Origin of the sequence: Bacillus sp. RE35 (assembly GCF_052146655.1) — a bacterium.
In the GTDB taxonomy this organism is placed as follows: Bacteria; Bacillota; Bacilli; order Bacillales; family Bacillaceae_G; genus Bacillus_A; species Bacillus_A cereus.
This window is the reverse complement of sequence record NZ_CP197377.1, coordinates 3,822,116-3,841,968: the sequence shown is the minus strand read 5'-3', so window position 1 is coordinate 3,841,968 and position 19,853 is coordinate 3,822,116. Positions and strand designations below refer to the sequence as shown.

Below are 19,853 nucleotides of genomic sequence, written 5' to 3'. Positions count from 1 at the left end.
TTTAAACATTAAAAAACTTTTCGAGTAAAACAGGAAAACAGGGGAGGATGGGACCATGAATATCCATGAGTACCAAGGTAAGGCAGTCCTTAGAAGCTATGGGGTTAGCGTTCCGAACGGGAAGGTTGCGTTTACAGTAGAAGAAGCTGTAGAAGCAGCGAAAGAATTAGGAACAGATGTATGTGTAGTGAAAGCACAAATTCACGCTGGTGGACGCGGCAAAGCTGGCGGAGTAAAAGTTGCGAAAAATTTAGATGAAGTTCGTACATATGCAGAAAGCATTTTAGGAACTACACTTGTGACACATCAAACAGGTCCTGAAGGTAAGGAAGTAAAACGCTTACTTATCGAAGAAGGTTGCGATATTAAAAAAGAATATTATGTAGGTCTAGTTTTAGATCGTGCAACTTCTCAAGTTGTTTTAATGGCGTCTGAAGAAGGCGGAACAGAAATTGAAGAAGTAGCAGAAAAAACACCTGAAAAAATCTTTAAAGAATATATTGATCCAGCAGTAGGCTTGCAAGGTTTCCAAGCGCGCCGAATTGCATTTAACATCAATATTCCAAAAGAGCTTGTAGGACAAGCTGTGAAGTTTATGATGGGCTTATATCGTGCGTTTATCGAAAAAGATTGCTCTATCGCTGAGATTAACCCACTTGTTACAACAGGCGAAGGTAAAGTTATGGCATTAGATGCAAAATTAAACTTTGATTCTAATGCGTTATATCGCCATAAAGACATTTTAGAGCTTCGTGATCTTGATGAAGAGGATTCAAAAGAAATTGAAGCTTCAAAATACGACTTAAACTACATTCCTTTAGATGGAAATATCGGTTGTATGGTTAATGGTGCAGGTTTAGCGATGGCTACAATGGATATCATTAAACATTACCACGGTGACCCAGCTAACTTCTTAGATGTTGGTGGCGGTGCAACTGCAGAAAAAGTTACAGAAGCATTCAAAATTATCCTTTCTGACAAAAATGTAAAAGGTATCTTCGTTAACATTTTTGGTGGCATTATGAAGTGTGATGTTATTGCAGAAGGTGTTATTGAAGCAACGAAACAAGTAGGTCTTGAGTTACCTTTAGTTGTACGTCTTGAAGGCACAAACGTAGAACTAGGTAAGAAAATTTTAAATGAGTCTGGCTTAAATATTGTTGCAGCAGAATCTATGGCAGACGGTGCACAAAAAATTGTTTCACTAGTGGGCTAATAGAAAGCGGGGGAGAAAAATGAGCGTATTAGTTAATAAAGATACAAAAGTTATTGTTCAAGGTATTACAGGTTCTCAAGGTTTATTCCATACAAAACAAATGATTGAATACGGTACGAAAATTGTCGGTGGTGTAACACCAGGTAAGGGCGGCACTGATATTGAAGGTGTACCAGTATTTGATACAGTAGAAGATGCAGTGAAAGCAACAGGCGCAAACGCTTCAGTTGTATACGTTCCACCCGCTTTTGCGGCAGATGCAATTATGGAAGCTGTTGATGCAGAAATTGATTTAGTAGTATGTATTACTGAAGGGATTCCTGTATTAGATATGGTAAACGTAAAGAGATATATGGCGGGTAAACATACACGTTTACTTGGACCAAACTGCCCAGGTGTAATCACACCAGATGAATGTAAGATTGGTATTATGCCAGGATATATTCATAAAAAAGGTCATGTTGGTATCGTATCTCGCTCTGGTACATTAACTTATGAAGCTGTACATCAGTTAACACAAGAAGGTATTGGCCAATCTACTGCTGTAGGTATCGGCGGAGACCCTGTTAACGGTACAGACTTTATTGATGCGTTAAAAGCATTTAATGAAGATGAAGAAACACATGCTGTAATTATGATTGGTGAAATCGGCGGTACAGCAGAAGAAGAGGCAGCTGAATGGGTAAAAGCTAATATGACAAAACCTGTCGTAGGCTTCATTGGTGGTCAAACAGCGCCTGCTGGCAAACGTATGGGCCATGCTGGTGCAATCATTTCTGGCGGTAAAGGAACTGCTGCTGAAAAGATTAAAACAATGGAAGCTTGTGGCATTAAAGTAGCTGAAACTCCAGCAGTTATGGGAGAAACGCTAATCTCTGTTTTAAAAGAAAAAGGTTTATTTGAGACTTGTAAAAACTATTAATCTGTTGAAAGACACCTTCTTACTTGAGGGTGTCTTTTTACACTTTTTTCTGTTTACATAATAAAAATTATGGGTAAGGAGAATCAAGATGAAAAGAGAGAGATTATTACATGTTCATTACTTGCTAGCAGATTATTGGAAAGCGATGGAGAGGCTACTATATGTCGATCCAGAATTAAAGAACATATATAATTTTAACGAAAAACAAATGGAACACTACACTGGAATATCCTCGAAAAAATCTTCAGAACTAGTAAAATTTCTTCAAAATTCAAATCTTCCGCAATATATATCTTATTTAGAGAGAAATCGTATTTTTTATATAACGATATGGGATGAAGATTATCCGCAATTATTACGTGAAATACAAGACCCTCCCTTCGTTTTATATGGAAAAGGAGAGAAAGATTTCCTGAATAAAGTAAATAAATTAGCAGTTGTTGGAACGAGAGAACCATCATTATATGGTCATGAGAGTTTGAAGTTTATTTTACACCCTTTATTAGAAAGAGAGTGGCTTATTGTCAGTGGGTTTGCAAAAGGGATAGATACAATGTCTCATGAGATTACAGTAAGGCATCATTGCCCGACTATTGCGATATTAGGGCATGGATTGTCTTTTATGTATCCGAAAGAAAATAGACATTTATATGAAATGTGGAAGGAATATATATTGTTATTGACAGAGTATCCGCCGCAATATGCACCGAAAAAATGGTATTTTCCAAAAAGGAACCGGATTATTAGTGGTATAAGTAAAGGTGTTTTAGTTGTAGAAGCGAAATCGAGAAGTGGAACACTTATTACTGCAGACCTTGCGTTAGAGCAAAATAGAGAGGTGTTTGCGCTTCCTGGACCTATATTTGTAGAGGGGGCATCGGGAACGAATCATCTTATTCAGCAAGGAGCAAAACTAGTAAGAAATGCAGAAGATATCTTGGAAGAGATTTTAAATTAACCTTATATTTTTATGTTTTTATTAAACAATTATTGACAAATGGTAGATTGGCACTGTATGGTATATTCATTCTTGATTGACAAAAACAAGAGAAATCAATAAGATTAATGAAGACTTGAATCCACCTCTTAAGGAGGCACTAGCATGTCAGATTACCTCGTAATCGTGGAGTCGCCTTCTAAGGCGAAGACCATTGAGAAATATTTAGGGAAAAAATACAAAGTTGTCGCGTCTATGGGACATGTTCGCGATTTGCCAAAAAGTCAAATGGGGATAGAAGTAAAGAACAACTTCACCCCGAAGTATATTACCATTCGTGGTAAAGGTCCCGTCTTAAAAGATTTAAAATCAGCGGCGAAAAAAGCAAAGAAAGTCTATCTCGCGGCCGATCCAGACCGTGAAGGGGAAGCGATTGCTTGGCATTTAGCGAATACGTTAAATGTGGACGTTGAATCAGATTGTCGGGTTGTGTTTAATGAGATTACGAAAGATGCAATCAAAGAATCATTTAAACATCCTCGTGCAATTAATATGGATTTAGTGGATGCACAACAAGCAAGACGTATACTTGATCGTCTTGTTGGTTACAATATTAGTCCTTTATTATGGAAGAAAGTAAAAAAAGGATTAAGTGCAGGACGTGTACAATCTGTAGCAGTTCGTTTAATCATCGAGCGTGAAAGGGAAATTCAAAACTTTGAACCTGAAGAATTCTGGACAATTAAAACAGAATTTGTAAAAGGAAAAGACACATTTGAAGCAAGCTTTTACGGTGTAGATGGTGAAAAAGTTCAATTAACAAATGAAACGCAAGTGAATGAAATAATTGAACAGATGAAAGACAATGCGTTTTCAGTTGAAAATGTAACGCGCAAAGAGCGAAAACGTAATCCTGCATTACCGTTTACAACATCTTCCTTGCAACAAGAAGCAGCACGTAAGTTAAACATGCGAGCAAAGAAAACAATGATGCTTGCACAGCAATTGTATGAAGGGATAGATCTTGGAAAACAAGGAACTGTAGGTCTTATTACGTATATGAGAACTGATTCAACACGTATCTCAGAAACAGCTCAAACAGAGGCTCGTACTTACATCACTGAAGCGTATGGTACGGAATACATAGGAACAGAAAAGAAGAAAGAAACGAAAAAGTCAAATGCGCAAGATGCGCATGAGGCAATTCGTCCTACTTCGGTAATGAGAAAGCCAGAGGAACTAAAAAGTTTCTTAGGTCGTGATCAACTTCGATTATATAAATTGATTTGGGAGCGATTTGTTGCAAGTCAAATGGCGTCTGCTATAATGGATACTGTGACAGCGAGACTCATTAATAACAATGTTCAGTTCCGTGCAAGTGGATCGGTTGTAAAGTTCCCAGGATTTATGAAAGTGTATGTAGAGTCAAAAGATGATGGTGCTGAAGAAAAGGATAAGATGTTGCCACCTTTAGAAGTAGGGGAAACTGTATTTTCAAAGGATTTAGAACCAAAGCAACATTTTACACAACCTCCTCCGCGCTATACAGAGGCTCGCCTAGTAAGAACACTTGAAGAACTTGGAATTGGAAGACCGTCAACATATGTACCTACACTTGAAACAATTCAAAAGCGTGGGTATGTAGGTTTGGATAATAAACGCTTCGTTCCGACTGAACTTGGTGAAATAGTAATTGAACTTATTTTAGAGTTTTTCCCAGAAATTATTAACATTGAATTTACTGCCAATATGGAGCAAAGCCTTGATGAAGTAGAAGAAGGAAATGCGAATTGGGTAAAAATTGTTGATGATTTCTACGTAGGTTTTGAACCGCGTTTAGAAAAAGCGGAAAAAGAAATGCGTGAAGTGGAAATTAAAGATGAACCAGCTGGGGAAGATTGTGAATTATGTAATCACCCAATGGTCTTTAAAATGGGTAAATACGGGAAATTTATGGCTTGCTCGAATTTCCCAGATTGTCGTAATACAAAGCCGATTGTGAAAGAAATCGGTGTTACTTGTCCAAAGTGTGATAAGGGTCAAATTATTGAACGCCGTAGTAATAAAAAGAAACGTCTTTTCTATGGGTGCGGTACGTATCCGGAATGCGACTTTGTATCTTGGGATAAGCCAATTGGTCGTAAGTGTCCGAAGTGCGAAGGCATGCTTGTAGAGAAAAAGTTGAAAAAAGGCGTGCAAGTACAATGTATTTCGTGCGATTATGAAGAAGAACAACAAATGTGAGCGTAACTGCTCACATTTTTTTCGGGAAGAAAAGGAAAGGTGATATAAATGACAACACAAGTAGTAAACGTCATTGGCGCAGGTCTTGCAGGAAGTGAAGCAGCTTACCAAATTGCAAAACGTGGTGTCCAAGTTAGATTATATGAAATGAGACCGGTAAGGCAAACGCCAGCTCATCACACAGATAAATTCGCTGAATTAGTATGTAGTAACTCACTTCGTGCAAACACTTTAACAAATGCAGTTGGAGTTATTAAAGAGGAAATGCGCTTAATGGATTCTGTAATTATTCGTGCGGCGGATGAGTGCTCTGTACCAGCTGGAGGTGCTTTAGCTGTAGATCGTCATGAGTTCGCAGCTAAAGTAACAGAATACGTAAAGAACCATCCAAATGTAACTGTAATGAATGAAGAAATTACAGATATTCCAGAGGGACCGACAATTATTGCTACAGGTCCATTAACATCTCCTGATCTTTCTGCAAAATTGAAAGAATTAACAGGAGAAGATTATTTCTACTTTTATGATGCTGCAGCCCCAATCGTAGAAAAAGACAGCATTGACATGAATAAAGTGTATTTAAAATCGCGTTATGACAAAGGTGAAGCTGCATATTTAAATTGCCCAATGACAGAAGAAGAGTTCGATCGTTTTTATGAGGCTCTAATTGCTGCTGAGACAGTGCCTTTAAAAGAGTTTGAAAAAGAAATTTTCTTTGAAGGTTGTATGCCAGTAGAAGTTATGGCAAGTAGAGGGAGACAGACGTTAGTATTTGGACCTATGAAACCTGTTGGATTGGAAGATCCCAAAACAGGGAAAACGCCATATGCTGTTGTTCAGTTACGTCAAGATGATGCAGCGGGAACTTTATACAATATCGTAGGTTTCCAAACTCATTTAAAGTGGGGACCGCAAAAAGAAGTGCTACAGTTAATTCCGGGATTGGAAAATGCAGAGATTGTACGTTATGGTGTAATGCATCGTAATACGTTTATTAATTCACCTAATTTGCTTCGTCCAACATATCAATATAAACAACGTGATGATTTATTCTTCGCTGGTCAAATGACTGGAGTAGAGGGATATGTTGAATCAGCAGCATCAGGATTATTAGCAGGAATTAATGCTGCGCGTCTTGTGCAAGGTGAAGAGCCAGTTGTATTACCGCCAGTAACTGCGATGGGTAGCATGGCAAATTACATTACGGCAACGAACGCTAAAAACTTCCAGCCGATGAATGCGAACTTCGGTCTATTTGCACCGTTAGAGAAGAAGATTAAAAAGAAAGCAGAACGAAATGAAGCGTACGCAGCACGCGCTTTAGAAACGATTCGAAATTTTGTAAATATTTAGTTAAATTTCTTGCAAAGGCTACTAAGTTGTGATACGATTTAGTAGCCTTTATTGAGGTGAGTTGTGTGAATGTGAAGAAATTGTTACAATTATTCGTTGGATATTTACAAATTGAAAGAAATTATTCAAAATATACAATTGCAAGTTATCAAAATGATTTAGAACATTTTGTGCAATTTATGGAACGAGAAGGCATATCCTCTTTTTTAGACGTTACATACGCGGATGTTCGTTTGTACTTAACGACGTTGCACGATGAAAAGTTAGCCCGTAAATCTGTCGCAAGAAAAGTATCAAGCTTACGAAGTTTATATCGTTTTTTGATGCGTGAAGGTTATCGAAAGGATAATCCGTTTGCACTTGCGTCACTCCCCAAAAAAGAATTGTCAATCCCAAAGTTTTTATATGCTGAAGAGTTAGAGGAATTATTTGAAGTTTCTGACACGGAAACGCCATTAGGTCAAAGGAATCAAGCTTTATTAGAGTTGATGTATGCGACTGGGATCCGTGTGAGTGAATGTGTCAATTTACAACTTACCGATATTGACTTTGCGGTGGGAACAATTTTAGTAATGGGAAAAGGAAAAAAACAAAGGTATATTCCGTTCGGAAGCTATGCGCAAGATTCTTTAATTACTTATATAGAGAATGGGAGAAAACAGTTAGTTAATAAGACTGACGAAGATTCTCATATGGTATTTTTAAATGCGAAAGGTACACCGCTAACAAGTCGTGGGGTTCGTTATGTTTTAAATGAACTCATTAAAAAGGCTTCGCTGACAATGCGGATAAGTCCCCATATGTTAAGGCATACATTTGCTACACATATGCTAGATGAAGGGGCGGATTTACGTACTGTACAGGAGCTATTAGGCCATGAAAATTTGTCGACGACACAAATTTATACGCATGTCTCTAAAGAAAGATTGCGTTCTGTTTACATGAAGCATCACCCGCGGGCATAAATTGCTTTAAAAGCTATAAAAACAAATAAAGGAGTTTTTTCTATGGGAAATTTCCACGCTACAACGATATTTGCAGTTCATCATAATGGAGAATGTGCAATGGCTGGAGATGGCCAAGTGACAATGGGAAATGCTGTTGTAATGAAACATACAGCTCGTAAAGTTCGTAAACTTTTCCAAGGTAAAGTTTTAGCTGGTTTCGCAGGATCAGTTGCTGACGCATTTACTCTTTTTGAAATGTTTGAAGGGAAATTAGAAGAGTATAATGGCAACTTGCAGCGTGCTGCTGTTGAAATGGCAAAACAATGGCGTGGCGATAAAATGTTACGTCAGCTAGAAGCGATGCTCATTGTCATGGATAAAACAACTATGCTCCTTGTTTCAGGTACAGGAGAAGTGATTGAACCGGATGATGGTATTTTAGCAATTGGATCTGGTGGGAATTATGCACTTTCTGCAGGTCGTGCTTTAAAGCAATATGCAAGTGAACACTTAACAGCGAAGCAAATTGCGAAAGCGAGTTTAGAGATTGCTGGCGATATTTGTGTTTATACGAATCACAACATAATTGTTGAAGAATTGTAGAATCGTAAGGGAGGCATTTTATATGCATTTACATTTTACTCCGCGCCAAATTGTGGAAAAATTAGATCAATACATCATCGGTCAAAAAGACGCAAAGAAAGCGGTTGCTGTAGCGTTGAGAAATCGATATCGCCGTAGTAAATTAGCTGAAAATTTACGTGACGAAATTGCGCCTAAAAATATTTTAATGATTGGACCGACAGGTGTTGGGAAAACAGAGGTAGCACGACGAATGGCGAAACTCGTTGGAGCACCTTTTATTAAGGTTGAGGCTACAAAATTCACAGAAGTTGGATATGTGGGTAGAGATGTAGAGTCGATGGTACGTGACTTGGTGGAAACATCGGTTCGTATCGTAAAAGAAGAAATGGTAGTGAAAGTTCAAGATAAAGCAGAAGAGCAAGCGAATCAACGTCTTGTTGAAATTTTAGTGCCGAGTCCGGAGAAGCAATCTGGATTCAAAAATCCATTAGAGATGCTTTTTGGAGGCGCTCAAAATTCGAATCAAACGTCTGATACACAAGAAGATGTTGAAATCGAAAAGAAACGTCAAGATGTGGAGAGAAAGCTTGCTGCAGGGCTTCTTGAAGAAGAAATTGTATCGATTGAAGTGACTGAACAACAGTCTTCCATGTTTGATATGTTACAAGGAACTGGCATGGAACAAATGGGAATGAATTTCCAAGATGCGCTAGGAAGTTTTATGCCGAAAAAAACGAAAAAACGTAAACTTTCTGTAAAAGAAGCAAGAAAACTCTTGACAAATGAAGAGGCACAGCGCTTAATTGATATGGATGAAGTTACACAAGAGGCTGTTTATCGTGCTGAACAGCTCGGGATTATTTTTATCGATGAAATTGACAAAATTGCTGGTAAGCAGTCGAATAGCGTAGATGTATCACGTGAAGGTGTGCAACGTGACATTCTGCCAATTGTAGAAGGGTCGAATGTTGCGACAAAATACGGATCAGTAAAAACGGATTATATTTTATTCGTTGCAGCTGGAGCGTTCCATATGTCTAAACCGTCGGATTTAATTCCGGAATTGCAAGGGAGATTTCCGATTCGAGTAGAATTAACAAAATTATCGACAGACGATTTTGTTAAAATATTAATCGAGCCTGACAATGCGTTAATTAAACAATATATGGCATTATTAGCGACTGAAGGTATAGAAATTGAATTTTCAGACGAAGCTATTCGTAAGATTGCTGAGATTGCTTATCAAGTTAATCAGGATACAGATAATATTGGAGCAAGAAGACTTCATACGATTATGGAGAAGCTCCTTGAAGATTTATCGTTTGAAGCATCTGAAATTACGTTAGAGAAAATAACGATAACACCTCAATACGTTGAGGAGAAATTAGCAACAATTGCTAAAAATAAAGATGTGAGCCAGTTTATTTTGTAATAGTGTCATCAGGTGACTCGCCCTAGTTTCCAAGTGATGAAAAAATATGTGAGTAACATGTAGGAGGAACTTTTGAAATGGAATTATTAGCAAAAACGAGAAAATTAAATGCGTTATTACAGAGCGCAGCAGGGAAGCCTGTAAACTTTAGAGAAATGTCTGACACAATGTGTGAAGTAATCGAAGCAAACGTATTCGTAGTTAGCCGTCGTGGTAAATTACTAGGTTATGCAATTCACCAACAAATCGAAAACGAACGCATGAAGCAAATGCTTGCAGAACGTCAATTCCCAGAAGAATATACACAAAGCTTATTCAACATTACAGAAACATCTTCAAACTTAGATGTGAACAGTGCTTACACAGCATTCCCAGTAGAAAACAGAGAATTATTCGGTCAAGGTTTAACTACAATCGTACCAATCGTTGGTGGCGGTGAGCGTCTAGGTACATTAGTATTAGCTCGTCTTGGTCAAGAGTTCTTAGATGATGATTTAATCCTTGCTGAGTACAGCTCAACTGTTGTAGGTATGGAAATCTTACGTGAAAAAGCAGAAGAGATCGAAGAGGAAGCGCGTAGTAAAGCTGTTGTTCAAATGGCAATCAGCTCATTATCTTACAGTGAGTTAGAAGCAATTGAGCATATCTTCGAAGAATTAAATGGAACAGAAGGTTTACTTGTTGCAAGTAAAATTGCTGATCGCGTAGGAATTACTCGCTCTGTAATCGTAAATGCACTACGTAAATTAGAAAGTGCTGGTGTTATTGAGTCTCGCTCTTTAGGTATGAAAGGAACATACATTAAAGTACTAAACGACAAGTTTCTACAAGAACTTGCTAAATTAAAAACAAACTAATTTATAAAAAACTCTCCTCAATTGAGGAGAGTTTTTTTGTGCAATGGATAGAAGATGCTTGTGAAAAGTGTCATAAGCGTGTTTTCTGGGAAAACTATTAATTGTATTTACTTTTTTGCTTAAAAGAAAAGAAGGTTGGTAATACTAGAATTCGAGTATGAACAAAGAAAGTTTTACATTGTTCGCATTTTCGACTTGATTGTAATATTTCAGTATGATATAGTAAGCAGTGGTGTCAGTACAAAGTACACACGTTTACTGATTTAAGTGTTGGTGCTACGTTTGTAGTTTCGCTTAGAGATGAAGTAAACGGAGGATATCAAAAACCATTTAGGAGGAACTATATTATGTCAGTAATTTCTATGAAGCAATTGCTTGAAGCTGGTGTTCATTTCGGACATCAAACTCGTCGTTGGAACCCAAAAATGAAGCGTTACATTTTCACAGAGCGTAACGGTATCTACATCATCGACTTACAAAAAACTGTGAAAAAAGTTGAGGAAGCTTACAGAACGATGCGCGACATCGCTGCTGAAGGCGGAGACATCTTATTCGTAGGTACTAAAAAACAAGCACAAGAAGCTATTAAAGAAGAAGCAACTCGTGCTGGTATGTACTTCGTTAACCAACGTTGGTTAGGTGGAACTTTAACAAACTTCCAAACAATCCAAAAGCGTATCAAGCGTCTTAAAGACATCGAAAGAATGCAAGAAGATGGTACTTTCGAAGTACTTCCTAAGAAAGAAGTTGTTCAACTTAAAAAAGAGTTAGAGCGTCTTGAGAAATTCTTAGGCGGTATTAAAGATATGAAAGGTCTTCCAAGTGCATTATTCGTAGTAGACCCTCGTAAAGAGCGTATTGCAGTTGCTGAAGCACGCAAATTACACATTCCAATCATCGGTATCGTTGATACAAACTGTGATCCAGACGAAATCGATCACGTTATCCCAGCAAACGATGATGCAATTCGTGCTGTAAAACTTCTTACATCTAAAATGGCAGACGCGATCCTTGAAGCAAAACAAGGTGAAGAAACTGTTACTGCGTAACAAAGTTGGAAAGGTGATAAGGGGTTCGGCCTTTTATCACCTTTTTTAAGGTATAAACACCTTTATAAAAGGTATAAATACATATTTTAGGAGGATGAAAAGTATGGCAATCACTGCTCAAATGGTAAAAGAATTACGTGAAAAAACTGGCGCAGGTATGATGGACTGCAAAAAAGCTTTAACAGAAACTAACGGCGACATGGAGAAGGCAATTGACTTCTTACGTGAAAAAGGTATTGCGAAAGCTGCTAAAAAAGCAGACCGCATTGCTGCTGAAGGTTTAACTTTCATCGAAACAAACGGTAACGACGCTTTAATCTTAGAATTAAACTCTGAAACTGATTTCGTTGCGAAAAACGAAGGTTTCCAAACACTAATTAAAGAATTAGCTGCTCACTTATTAACTAACAAACCAGCTAACGTTGAAGAAGCTATGGCTCAAACAATGGAAAACGGTAAAAAAGTTGAAGAGCACATCAACGAAGCAATCGCTAAAATTGGTGAAAAACTTACACTTCGTCGTTTCGAAATCGTATCAAAAACTGATGCAGATGCATTCGGCGCTTACCTACACATGGGTGGACGCATTGGTGTATTAACAGTTCTTGAAGGTTCTACTGATGAAGCTGCTGCTAAAGATGTTGCAATGCACATCGCTGCAGTTAACCCTAAATACATCGACCGCGATGCTGTAACAGCTGAAGAAGTTGAGCATGAGCGTCAAGTATTAACACAACAAGCATTAAACGAAGGCAAGCCTGAGAAAATCGTTGCGAAAATGGTTGAAGGCCGTCTAGGCAAATTCTTCGAAGAGATTTGCTTACTTGACCAAGCATTCGTTAAAAACCCTGATATGAAAGTTCGTCAGTTCGTTGAGTCTAAAGGCGGAACATTAAAAGGATTCGTTCGCTACGCTGTTGGTGAAGGTATCGAAAAACGCGAAGACAACTTTGCTGAAGAAGTAATGAACCAAGTAAAAGGTAGTAACTAATACAGATTAGGGAACACATTGTGTTCCCTTTTTTAAAATAAAGATGTAAGCAATTGGAGGTTCATTATGAGTAAACCGAAATATAATCGTGTCGTTTTAAAGCTAAGTGGAGAAGCTTTAGCTGGAGAGCAAGGATTTGGAATTAACCCAACTGTTATTAAGTCAGTTGCGGAACAAGTAAAAGAAATTGCAGAACTTGATGTAGAGGTTGCTGTTGTTGTTGGTGGCGGTAACATTTGGCGTGGAAAAATTGGAAGTGAAATGGGCATGGATCGTGCAGGGGCAGATTACATGGGCATGTTAGCGACAGTTATGAATTCATTAGCTCTTCAAGATAGCTTGGAGAATATCGGAATTCAAACTCGTGTACAAACTTCAATTGAGATGCGTCAAGTTGCAGAACCTTACATTCGTCGTAAAGCAGTTCGTCACTTAGAGAAAAAACGTGTTGTTATCTTTGCAGCAGGTACAGGTAACCCATACTTCTCTACAGATACAACAGCAGCATTACGTGCGGCAGAAATTGAAGCAGATGTAATTTTAATGGCGAAAAACAATGTAGATGGTGTATATAATGCGGATCCATCTATTGATCCAACAGCTACAAAATACGAAACGCTTACTTACTTAGATGTATTAAAAGAAGGTTTAGGTGTAATGGATTCTACAGCTTCTTCTCTATGTATGGATAATGATATTCCACTAATTGTATTCTCAGTTATGGAAAAAGGTAATATTAAACGTGCCGTTTTAGGCGAAAATATCGGAACAGTGGTAAGGGGGAAATAAATATGGGACAACAAGTATTGAAGTCTTCAAATGAAAAAATGGAAAAAGCAGTTGCTGCTTATTCTCGTGAATTAGCAACAGTTCGTGCTGGTCGTGCAAACGCGTCTGTATTAGATAAGGTACAAGTTGATTACTATGGTGCACCAACACCAGTTGTGCAATTAGCGAACATTACAGTTCCAGAAGCGCGTTTACTAGTAATTCAACCTTATGATAAAACTTCTATCGGTGATATTGAAAAAGCAATTTTAAAAGCAGATTTAGGCTTAAACCCTTCTAATGATGGAACTGTAATTCGTATTGCATTCCCTGCACTAACAGAAGAGCGTCGTCGTGATCTTGTAAAAGTTGTGAAAAAATATGCTGAAGAAGCAAAAGTTGCTGTTCGTAACGTACGTCGTGACGGAAATGATGATCTTAAGAAGCTTGAAAAAGCTGGCGAGATTACAGAAGATGATTTAAGAGGATATACTGAAGATATCCAAAAAGAAACAGATAAATATATTGCAAAAGTTGACGAAATCGCAAAAAACAAAGAAAAAGAAATCATGGAAGTGTAATAGCGATAACTTCGCAAATATGACCCTCTTCTTAAGGGGGTCTTTTTACACTTTTAGGCATACGTCTGCTTGCTGGAGGGTATGAATGATGTTTAAAAACTTTCCTTTTTTTAAAGGTAAAAAGGACACATCGTTTGATCATCTCGTTGAAGAAGTGAAAAAAGGATATATCCCAGAACATATTGCCATCATTATGGATGGGAATGGAAGATGGGCAAAGAGGAGAGCAATGCCTCGTATTGCGGGACATCATGAAGGTATGCAAGTTGTAAAGAAAATTACAAAATTTGCAAGTAAACTTAATGTGAAAGTGTTAACTCTCTATGCTTTTTCAACTGAGAACTGGAAAAGACCGAAAAAGGAAGTTGATTATTTAATGAAGCTTCCAGAAGAATTTCTAGGTACATTTTTACCAGAATTGATTGAAGAAAACGTACAAGTCCGAGTAATAGGGCAAAAAGATCGTCTTCCTACGCATACACGCAGAGCGATGGAGAAAGCCATGGAAGATACGAAAGAGAATACGGGATTAATTCTTAATTTCGCGTTAAACTATGGAAGTCGAGATGAAATCGTTTCTGCTGTGCAACATATGATGAAAGATAATGAGGAAGGAAAAATTCGTTCTGAAGAGGTGAGTGAAGAAATGCTTTCCTCCTACTTAATGACGAGTTCTTTACCTGATCCAGAGTTGTTAATCCGAACAAGCGGAGAGCTACGTATTAGTAATTTCATGTTATGGCAAATTGCATATTCGGAGTTTTGGTTTACAGACGTGTATTGGCCAGACTTCAAAGAAGAACATTTGCTAAATGCGATTACTGACTTTCAACATAGAGGGCGCAGATTCGGAGGCGTGTAGAAAGAGAGGGTTTGATAGTGAAACAGAGAATTATTACTGGAGTGGTTGCTGCCGCGCTATTCATTCCCATCGTAATATACGGTGGCGTGCCTTTTACGGTTTTAGTGTATGCACTTGCTTCTATAGGTTTATATGAATTAATTCGTATGAATAAGCTTACGCTTATTTCAGTACCGACAGTTTTAGCTGCAGTATTATTGTGGATTCTTTTAATTCCAAGTAGTGCATCAGAACTGTTTACATGGATTGGATTAGGTAAATTGGAAATCACATTTGTGATTGTTTTATTACTTTTATCATATACAGTCCTTTCTAAGAATACATTTACTTTTGATAATGCTTCATTTTTACTGATGGCAACGACATATGTGGCAATGGGATTCTTATATTTAAATGAAACGAGAATATTAGGAATTAAATATGTATTTTGCGCATTATTTGTTATATGGGCTACTGATTCAGGCGCATATTTCGTAGGAAAAGCATTGGGCAAGAGAAAATTGTGGCCAGAAATTAGTCCGAATAAAACGATTGAAGGTTCATTAGGCGGTATCGTTTGTGGAATTATTGTGGCACTTGTTTACAACGTGTTCTTCCCAGTCGAATCGAATGTAGTAATTTTAATTGTGCTGACAATTATCATTTCTATTTTTGGACAAATTGGTGATTTAGTACAATCTGCTTTTAAACGTCATTATGGCGTAAAGGATTCAGGTACAATTTTACCTGGGCATGGTGGTATATTAGACCGAACAGATAGTTGGTTATTCGTTTTACCAATTCTCTACTTCTTATTACAATACAATTAATAAATGAACGAGGGGTTGGAGTCATGAAAAACATTAGTTTATTAGGTGCAAGCGGATCAATTGGTACACAAACTTTAGATGTATTACGCTCGCACCCAGACCAATTCCGTCTCGTTGCTTTTTCTGTAGGGAAAAATATTGACTACGCAGTAAAGGTAATTCAAGAATTTTCTCCGCAAATCGTCTCTGTGCAAAGAGAGGAAGATGTTTTAAAATTACAATCTGTTTCTGGTAATACAAAAATTGTATATGGTAGTGAAGGACTTTTAGAAGTAGCATTACATCCAGATGCGGAGATTGTAGTAAATGCTGTTGTAGGTAGCGTAGGGTTGTTACCAACACTTCGTGCAATTGAGGCGAAAAAAACAATTGGAATTGCAAATAAAGAAACGTTAGTAACTGCAGGACATCTTGTAATGGAAGCAGCACGAAAACATAATGTTTCGTTACTTCCAGTAGATAGTGAACATTCGGCTATTTTTCAGTGCTTGAATGGTGAAAATGAAAAAAGAATTTCTCGTCTTATTATAACGGCTTCTGGTGGAAGTTTCCGTGATAAAACGAGGGATGAATTGCATCATGTGACCGTAGAAGATGCGCTTCGACATCCAAACTGGTCAATGGGTTCGAAAATTACAATTGATTCTGCTACAATGATGAATAAGGGACTAGAAGTAATTGAAGCACATTGGCTTTTTGGTATCCCTTATGAGCAAATCGATGTTGTTTTACATAAAGAAAGTATTATCCATTCTATGGTTGAATTTGAAGATCGTAGTGTAATGGCGCAGCTTGGTTCACCTGATATGCGAGTACCAATTCAATACGCACTTACATATCCTGATAGATTGCCTCTTTCAGACACAAAACAGTTAAACTTATGGGAAATAGGGACGTTGCATTTTGAGAAAATGGACCAAGAACGATTCCGTTGTTTACGTTTTGCGTATGAAGCTGGAAAAGCAGGTGGAAGTATGCCAGCTGTAATGAACGCAGCGAATGAAGTAGCTGTTGAAGCCTTTTTACAAAAGAGAATTGGTTTCTTAACAGTGGAAGACCTCATTGAAAAAGCAATGAACCATCACAATGTCATTGCACGACCGAGCTTAGAGGAAATTTTGGAAATTGATGCGGCCACAAGACGGTTTGTGATGGAACAAATTTAGCAAAGGTGGTTATGGAATTGAATACAGCGATTGCCTTTATATTAATTTTCGGTGCACTCGTATTTTTCCATGAGCTAGGGCATCTATATTTCGCAAAAAGAGCAGGTATTTTATGCCGCGAGTTTGCGATTGGTTTTGGTCCGAAAATATTCTCATTTGAAAAGAATGAAACGGTGTATACGATTCGATTACTGCCCCTTGGTGGCTATGTAAGAATGGCCGGCGAGGATGCGGACACAGTTGAGTTAAAGCCTGGGAAAAAGGTTGGCCTTGTATTAAATGAAAAAGACGAAGTTGTGAAATTAGTTTTTGATGGATATGAAAAGTATCCAAATGTTCGTGTTATTGAAGTCGAACAAGCTGATTTGGAGCATAATTTAACAATTTCGGGCTATGAAGAGTACGAGGAAGAGCTTCAAACATTCCGAGTGAATGAAAAGGCTCGTATTATTACTGCGGGGGAAGAAATTCAAATTGCTCCGTATAATAGACAATTTGGCTCGAAAAAACTAGGGCAACGCGCTTTAACAATCTTTGCGGGTCCTGCAATGAACTTCATTTTAGCATTTGTTATTTTTGTGATTCTTGGATTTGTACAAGGGGTTCCTATTGACAAACCAATGGTCGGAAAAGTGATGGATAACAGTGCAGCACAGCAAGCTGGATTGAAAGAGAATGATACAATTCAAGCTATTGATGGGAAAAACACAAGTACATGGAAAGATGTTGTTACTATTGTACGTGAAAACCCAAATAAAGAAATTACGTTACAAGTAAAGCGTGATAATGAACAGTTTAATGTGAAAGTAACGCCAACACTCGATAAAGAAGGAAAAGACGAAGTTGGTAGAATCGGTGTGTATTCTCCTGTAGAGAAAACAGTAATGGGTTCTATTAAATCAGGATTTGAACAAACGTACCAATGGACGAAACTAATTTTTGAATCTCTTGTTAAATTAGTAACTGGTCAATTTTCTATTAATGAGTTATCAGGTCCAGTAGGAATTTATAATCTAACAGATCAAGTTGTAGATTATGGGTTTACGCGTGTACTAAGTTTAGCTGCAGTTCTAAGCATTAATCTTGGTTTATTTAATTTATTACCAGTTCCTGCTTTAGATGGTGGCCGTTTATTCTTCTTCTTAATTGAAGCGTTACGAGGGAAACCAATTGATCGCCAAAAAGAAGGAATGGTTCACTTTATTGGTTTTGCATTATTAATGTTACTTATGTTAGTTGTAACTTGGAATGACATTCGTAAGTTTTTCTTGTAAAATAAAGTGAAACTTATAATGAAATAGAGCTCGTAGAATAAAATCCCTCACCTAACTCGAGGTGAGGGGTTTTACTGCGTGTAAGAGTAAAATGAAGAGGTGCAAATAAATGAAACAAAGTATGGTATTCAGTCCTACATTACGTGAAGTTCCAGCTGATGCTGAAATTAAGAGTCATCAGCTATTACTTCGTGCAGGTTTTATGCGTCAAAATGCTTCTGGTATTTATAGCTTTCTACCATTTGGATTAAAAGTATTACACAAAGTAGAACGTATCGTTCGAGAAGAAATGGAGCGCGCAGGAGCTGTAGAATTATTAATGCCAGCTATGCAAGCTGCGGAATTATGGCAAGAATCAGGTCGTTGGTATTCTTACGGATCTGAATTAATGCGTATGAAAGATCGTAATGCTCGTGAATTCGCATTAGGAGCGACACATGAGGAAGTAATTACGGATCTTGTGCGTGATGAAGTGAAATCATATAAAAAATTACCGTTAACATTATACCAAATTCAAACAAAATTCCGTGATGAGCAAAGACCTCGTTTCGGCTTATTACGTGGAAGAGAGTTTCTAATGAAAGATGCATACTCTTTCCATGCTACACAAGAGAGCTTAGATGAAGTATACGATCGTTTATATAAAGCATACTCTAACATTTTTGCTCGCTGTGGCTTGAATTTCCGTGCAGTTATTGCTGATTCTGGAGCAATGGGCGGAAAAGATACACATGAATTTATGGTATTATCTGATGTTGGTGAAGATACAATTGCATACTCTGACACATCTGATTATGCAGCAAACATCGAAATGGCTCCTGTTGTAGCTACGTATACGAAGAGTGACGAAGCAGAAAAAGCACTTGAAAAAGTAGCAACACCAGACCAAAAAGCAATTGAAGAAGTATCCGCATTCTTAAACATTGCAGCTGACAAGTGCATTAAGTCTATGGTGTTTAAAGTAGATGAGAAATTAGTAGTGGTACTTGTTCGTGGTGATCACGAAGTAAACGATGTGAAAGTGAAAAATGTATACGGCGCTTCAGTTGTTGAGCTTGCTTCTCATGAAGAAGTAAAAGCATTATTAAATTGTGAAGTTGGTTCATTAGGACCGATTAATGTAACAGGTGATATCGAAATTATTGCTGATCATGCTGTAGCATCAATTGTTAACGGATGTTCAGGAGCGAATGAAGAAGGATTCCATTATGTAAATGTAAATCCAGAACGTGACTTTAAAGTAAGTCAATATACAGATTTACGCTTCATCCAAGAAGGAGACCAATCTCCAGATGGAAACGGAACAATTCTTTTTGCACGCGGAATTGAAGTTGGTCATGTATTCAAATTAGGAACTCGTTATAGTGAAGCAATGAACGCAACATTCCTGGATGAAAACGGAAAAACACAACCACTTATTATGGGTTGTTACGGTATCGGGGTATCTCGTACAGTGGCAGCAATTGCAGAGCAGTTTAACGATGAGAACGGCTTAGTTTGGCCAAAAGCTGTAGCACCGTTCCATGTGCATGTAATTCCAGTAAATATGAAATCGGATGCACAACGTGAAATGGGTGAAAATATCTACAACTCATTACAAGAACAAGGCTATGAAGTGTTATTAGACGATCGTGCAGAACGTGCAGGTGTTAAATTTGCAGATGCAGATTTATTTGGTCTTCCAGTTCGTGTTACAGTTGGTAAAAAAGCAGACGAAGGTATTGTAGAAGTGAAAGTACGTGCTACAGGTGAGTCTGAAGAAGTAAAAGTAGAAGAACTTCAAACATATATTGCAAATATTTTAAAATAAGAAGAGGTACCTCGTAATGGGGTACCTTCTCTTTCTTTGTAAACGTATTT

Annotated in this window: 18 protein-coding genes; all 18 read left to right on the top strand. The window is 37.7% G+C overall.

Annotation, left to right across the window (positions count from 1 at the left end; all coding sequences use genetic code 11):
• Window positions 1-55 precede the first annotated feature (55 nt).
• Window positions 56-1,216 (top strand): ADP-forming succinate--CoA ligase subunit beta, encoded by a 1,161-nt coding sequence (sucC, locus tag ACTL4X_RS19440; RefSeq protein WP_001020791.1) that lies wholly within the window; start codon window positions 56-58, stop codon window positions 1,214-1,216.
• A gap of 19 nt (window positions 1,217-1,235) precedes the next feature.
• A complete protein-coding gene (sucD, locus tag ACTL4X_RS19435; protein ID WP_000115178.1) occupies window positions 1,236-2,138 on the top strand; it encodes a succinate--CoA ligase subunit alpha in 903 nt (300 codons plus the stop codon).
• Between the two features lie 88 nt (window positions 2,139-2,226).
• Window positions 2,227-3,096 (top strand): DNA-processing protein DprA, encoded by an 870-nt coding sequence (dprA, locus tag ACTL4X_RS19430; protein WP_071741405.1) that lies wholly within the window; start codon window positions 2,227-2,229, stop codon window positions 3,094-3,096.
• Window positions 3,097-3,240: 144 nt separating this feature from the next.
• The gene (topA, locus tag ACTL4X_RS19425; RefSeq protein ID WP_001286963.1) at window positions 3,241-5,319 is read left to right on the top strand and encodes a type I DNA topoisomerase; all 2,079 of its coding nucleotides are present in this window, start codon (window positions 3,241-3,243) and stop codon (window positions 5,317-5,319) included.
• A 48-nt stretch (window positions 5,320-5,367) separates the two neighbouring features.
• Window positions 5,368-6,672 carry an FADH(2)-oxidizing methylenetetrahydrofolate--tRNA-(uracil(54)-C(5))-methyltransferase TrmFO gene (gene trmFO, locus ACTL4X_RS19420; RefSeq protein WP_000213002.1) on the top strand — a complete coding sequence of 435 codons (1,305 nt, stop codon included), beginning with the start codon at window positions 5,368-5,370 and terminating at the stop codon, window positions 6,670-6,672.
• 65 nt (window positions 6,673-6,737) lie between these two features.
• Window positions 6,738-7,637 carry a tyrosine recombinase XerC gene (gene xerC, locus ACTL4X_RS19415; RefSeq protein ID WP_001101243.1) on the top strand — a complete coding sequence of 300 codons (900 nt, stop codon included), beginning with the start codon at window positions 6,738-6,740 and terminating at the stop codon, window positions 7,635-7,637.
• 42 nt (window positions 7,638-7,679) lie between these two features.
• On the top strand, window positions 7,680-8,222 hold the full coding sequence (gene hslV, locus ACTL4X_RS19410) for an ATP-dependent protease proteolytic subunit HslV (RefSeq protein ID WP_000526272.1): 543 nt from the start codon (window positions 7,680-7,682) through the stop codon (window positions 8,220-8,222).
• 22 nt (window positions 8,223-8,244) lie between these two features.
• Window positions 8,245-9,636 carry an ATP-dependent protease ATPase subunit HslU gene (gene hslU, locus ACTL4X_RS19405; protein ID WP_000550078.1) on the top strand — a complete coding sequence of 464 codons (1,392 nt, stop codon included), beginning with the start codon at window positions 8,245-8,247 and terminating at the stop codon, window positions 9,634-9,636.
• 77 nt (window positions 9,637-9,713) lie between these two features.
• Window positions 9,714-10,493, top strand: coding sequence for a GTP-sensing pleiotropic transcriptional regulator CodY (gene codY, locus ACTL4X_RS19400; RefSeq protein ID WP_000421290.1), 780 nt, complete (start codon window positions 9,714-9,716; stop codon window positions 10,491-10,493).
• A 347-nt stretch (window positions 10,494-10,840) separates the two neighbouring features.
• Window positions 10,841-11,542 (top strand): 30S ribosomal protein S2, encoded by a 702-nt coding sequence (gene rpsB, locus ACTL4X_RS19395; RefSeq protein ID WP_000111485.1) that lies wholly within the window; start codon window positions 10,841-10,843, stop codon window positions 11,540-11,542.
• Window positions 11,543-11,645: 103 nt separating this feature from the next.
• A complete protein-coding gene (gene tsf / locus ACTL4X_RS19390) occupies window positions 11,646-12,533 on the top strand; it encodes a translation elongation factor Ts (protein ID WP_001018578.1) in 888 nt (295 codons plus the stop codon).
• 66 nt (window positions 12,534-12,599) lie between these two features.
• On the top strand, window positions 12,600-13,322 hold the full coding sequence (gene pyrH / locus ACTL4X_RS19385) for a UMP kinase (RefSeq protein ID WP_000042668.1): 723 nt from the start codon (window positions 12,600-12,602) through the stop codon (window positions 13,320-13,322).
• A 2-nt stretch (window positions 13,323-13,324) separates the two neighbouring features.
• Entirely contained in the window at window positions 13,325-13,882 is a 558-nt protein-coding gene (frr, locus tag ACTL4X_RS19380; protein ID WP_000531501.1) for a ribosome recycling factor, read from the top strand.
• A gap of 85 nt (window positions 13,883-13,967) precedes the next feature.
• Entirely contained in the window at window positions 13,968-14,744 is a 777-nt protein-coding gene (gene uppS / locus ACTL4X_RS19375) for an isoprenyl transferase (RefSeq protein ID WP_000971296.1), read from the top strand.
• A 17-nt stretch (window positions 14,745-14,761) separates the two neighbouring features.
• Window positions 14,762-15,553, top strand: a complete 792-nt coding sequence (gene cdsA, locus ACTL4X_RS19370; protein WP_000813592.1) for a phosphatidate cytidylyltransferase — start codon at window positions 14,762-14,764, stop codon at window positions 15,551-15,553.
• Window positions 15,554-15,576: 23 nt separating this feature from the next.
• Window positions 15,577-16,719, top strand: a complete 1,143-nt coding sequence (dxr, locus tag ACTL4X_RS19365; protein ID WP_000790373.1) for a 1-deoxy-D-xylulose-5-phosphate reductoisomerase — start codon at window positions 15,577-15,579, stop codon at window positions 16,717-16,719.
• 17 nt (window positions 16,720-16,736) lie between these two features.
• Window positions 16,737-17,993 (top strand): RIP metalloprotease RseP, encoded by a 1,257-nt coding sequence (gene rseP, locus ACTL4X_RS19360; protein ID WP_001090243.1) that lies wholly within the window; start codon window positions 16,737-16,739, stop codon window positions 17,991-17,993.
• A 109-nt stretch (window positions 17,994-18,102) separates the two neighbouring features.
• Window positions 18,103-19,803, top strand: a complete 1,701-nt coding sequence (locus ACTL4X_RS19355) for a proline--tRNA ligase (RefSeq protein ID WP_000814299.1) — start codon at window positions 18,103-18,105, stop codon at window positions 19,801-19,803.
• Window positions 19,804-19,853 lie beyond the last annotated feature (50 nt).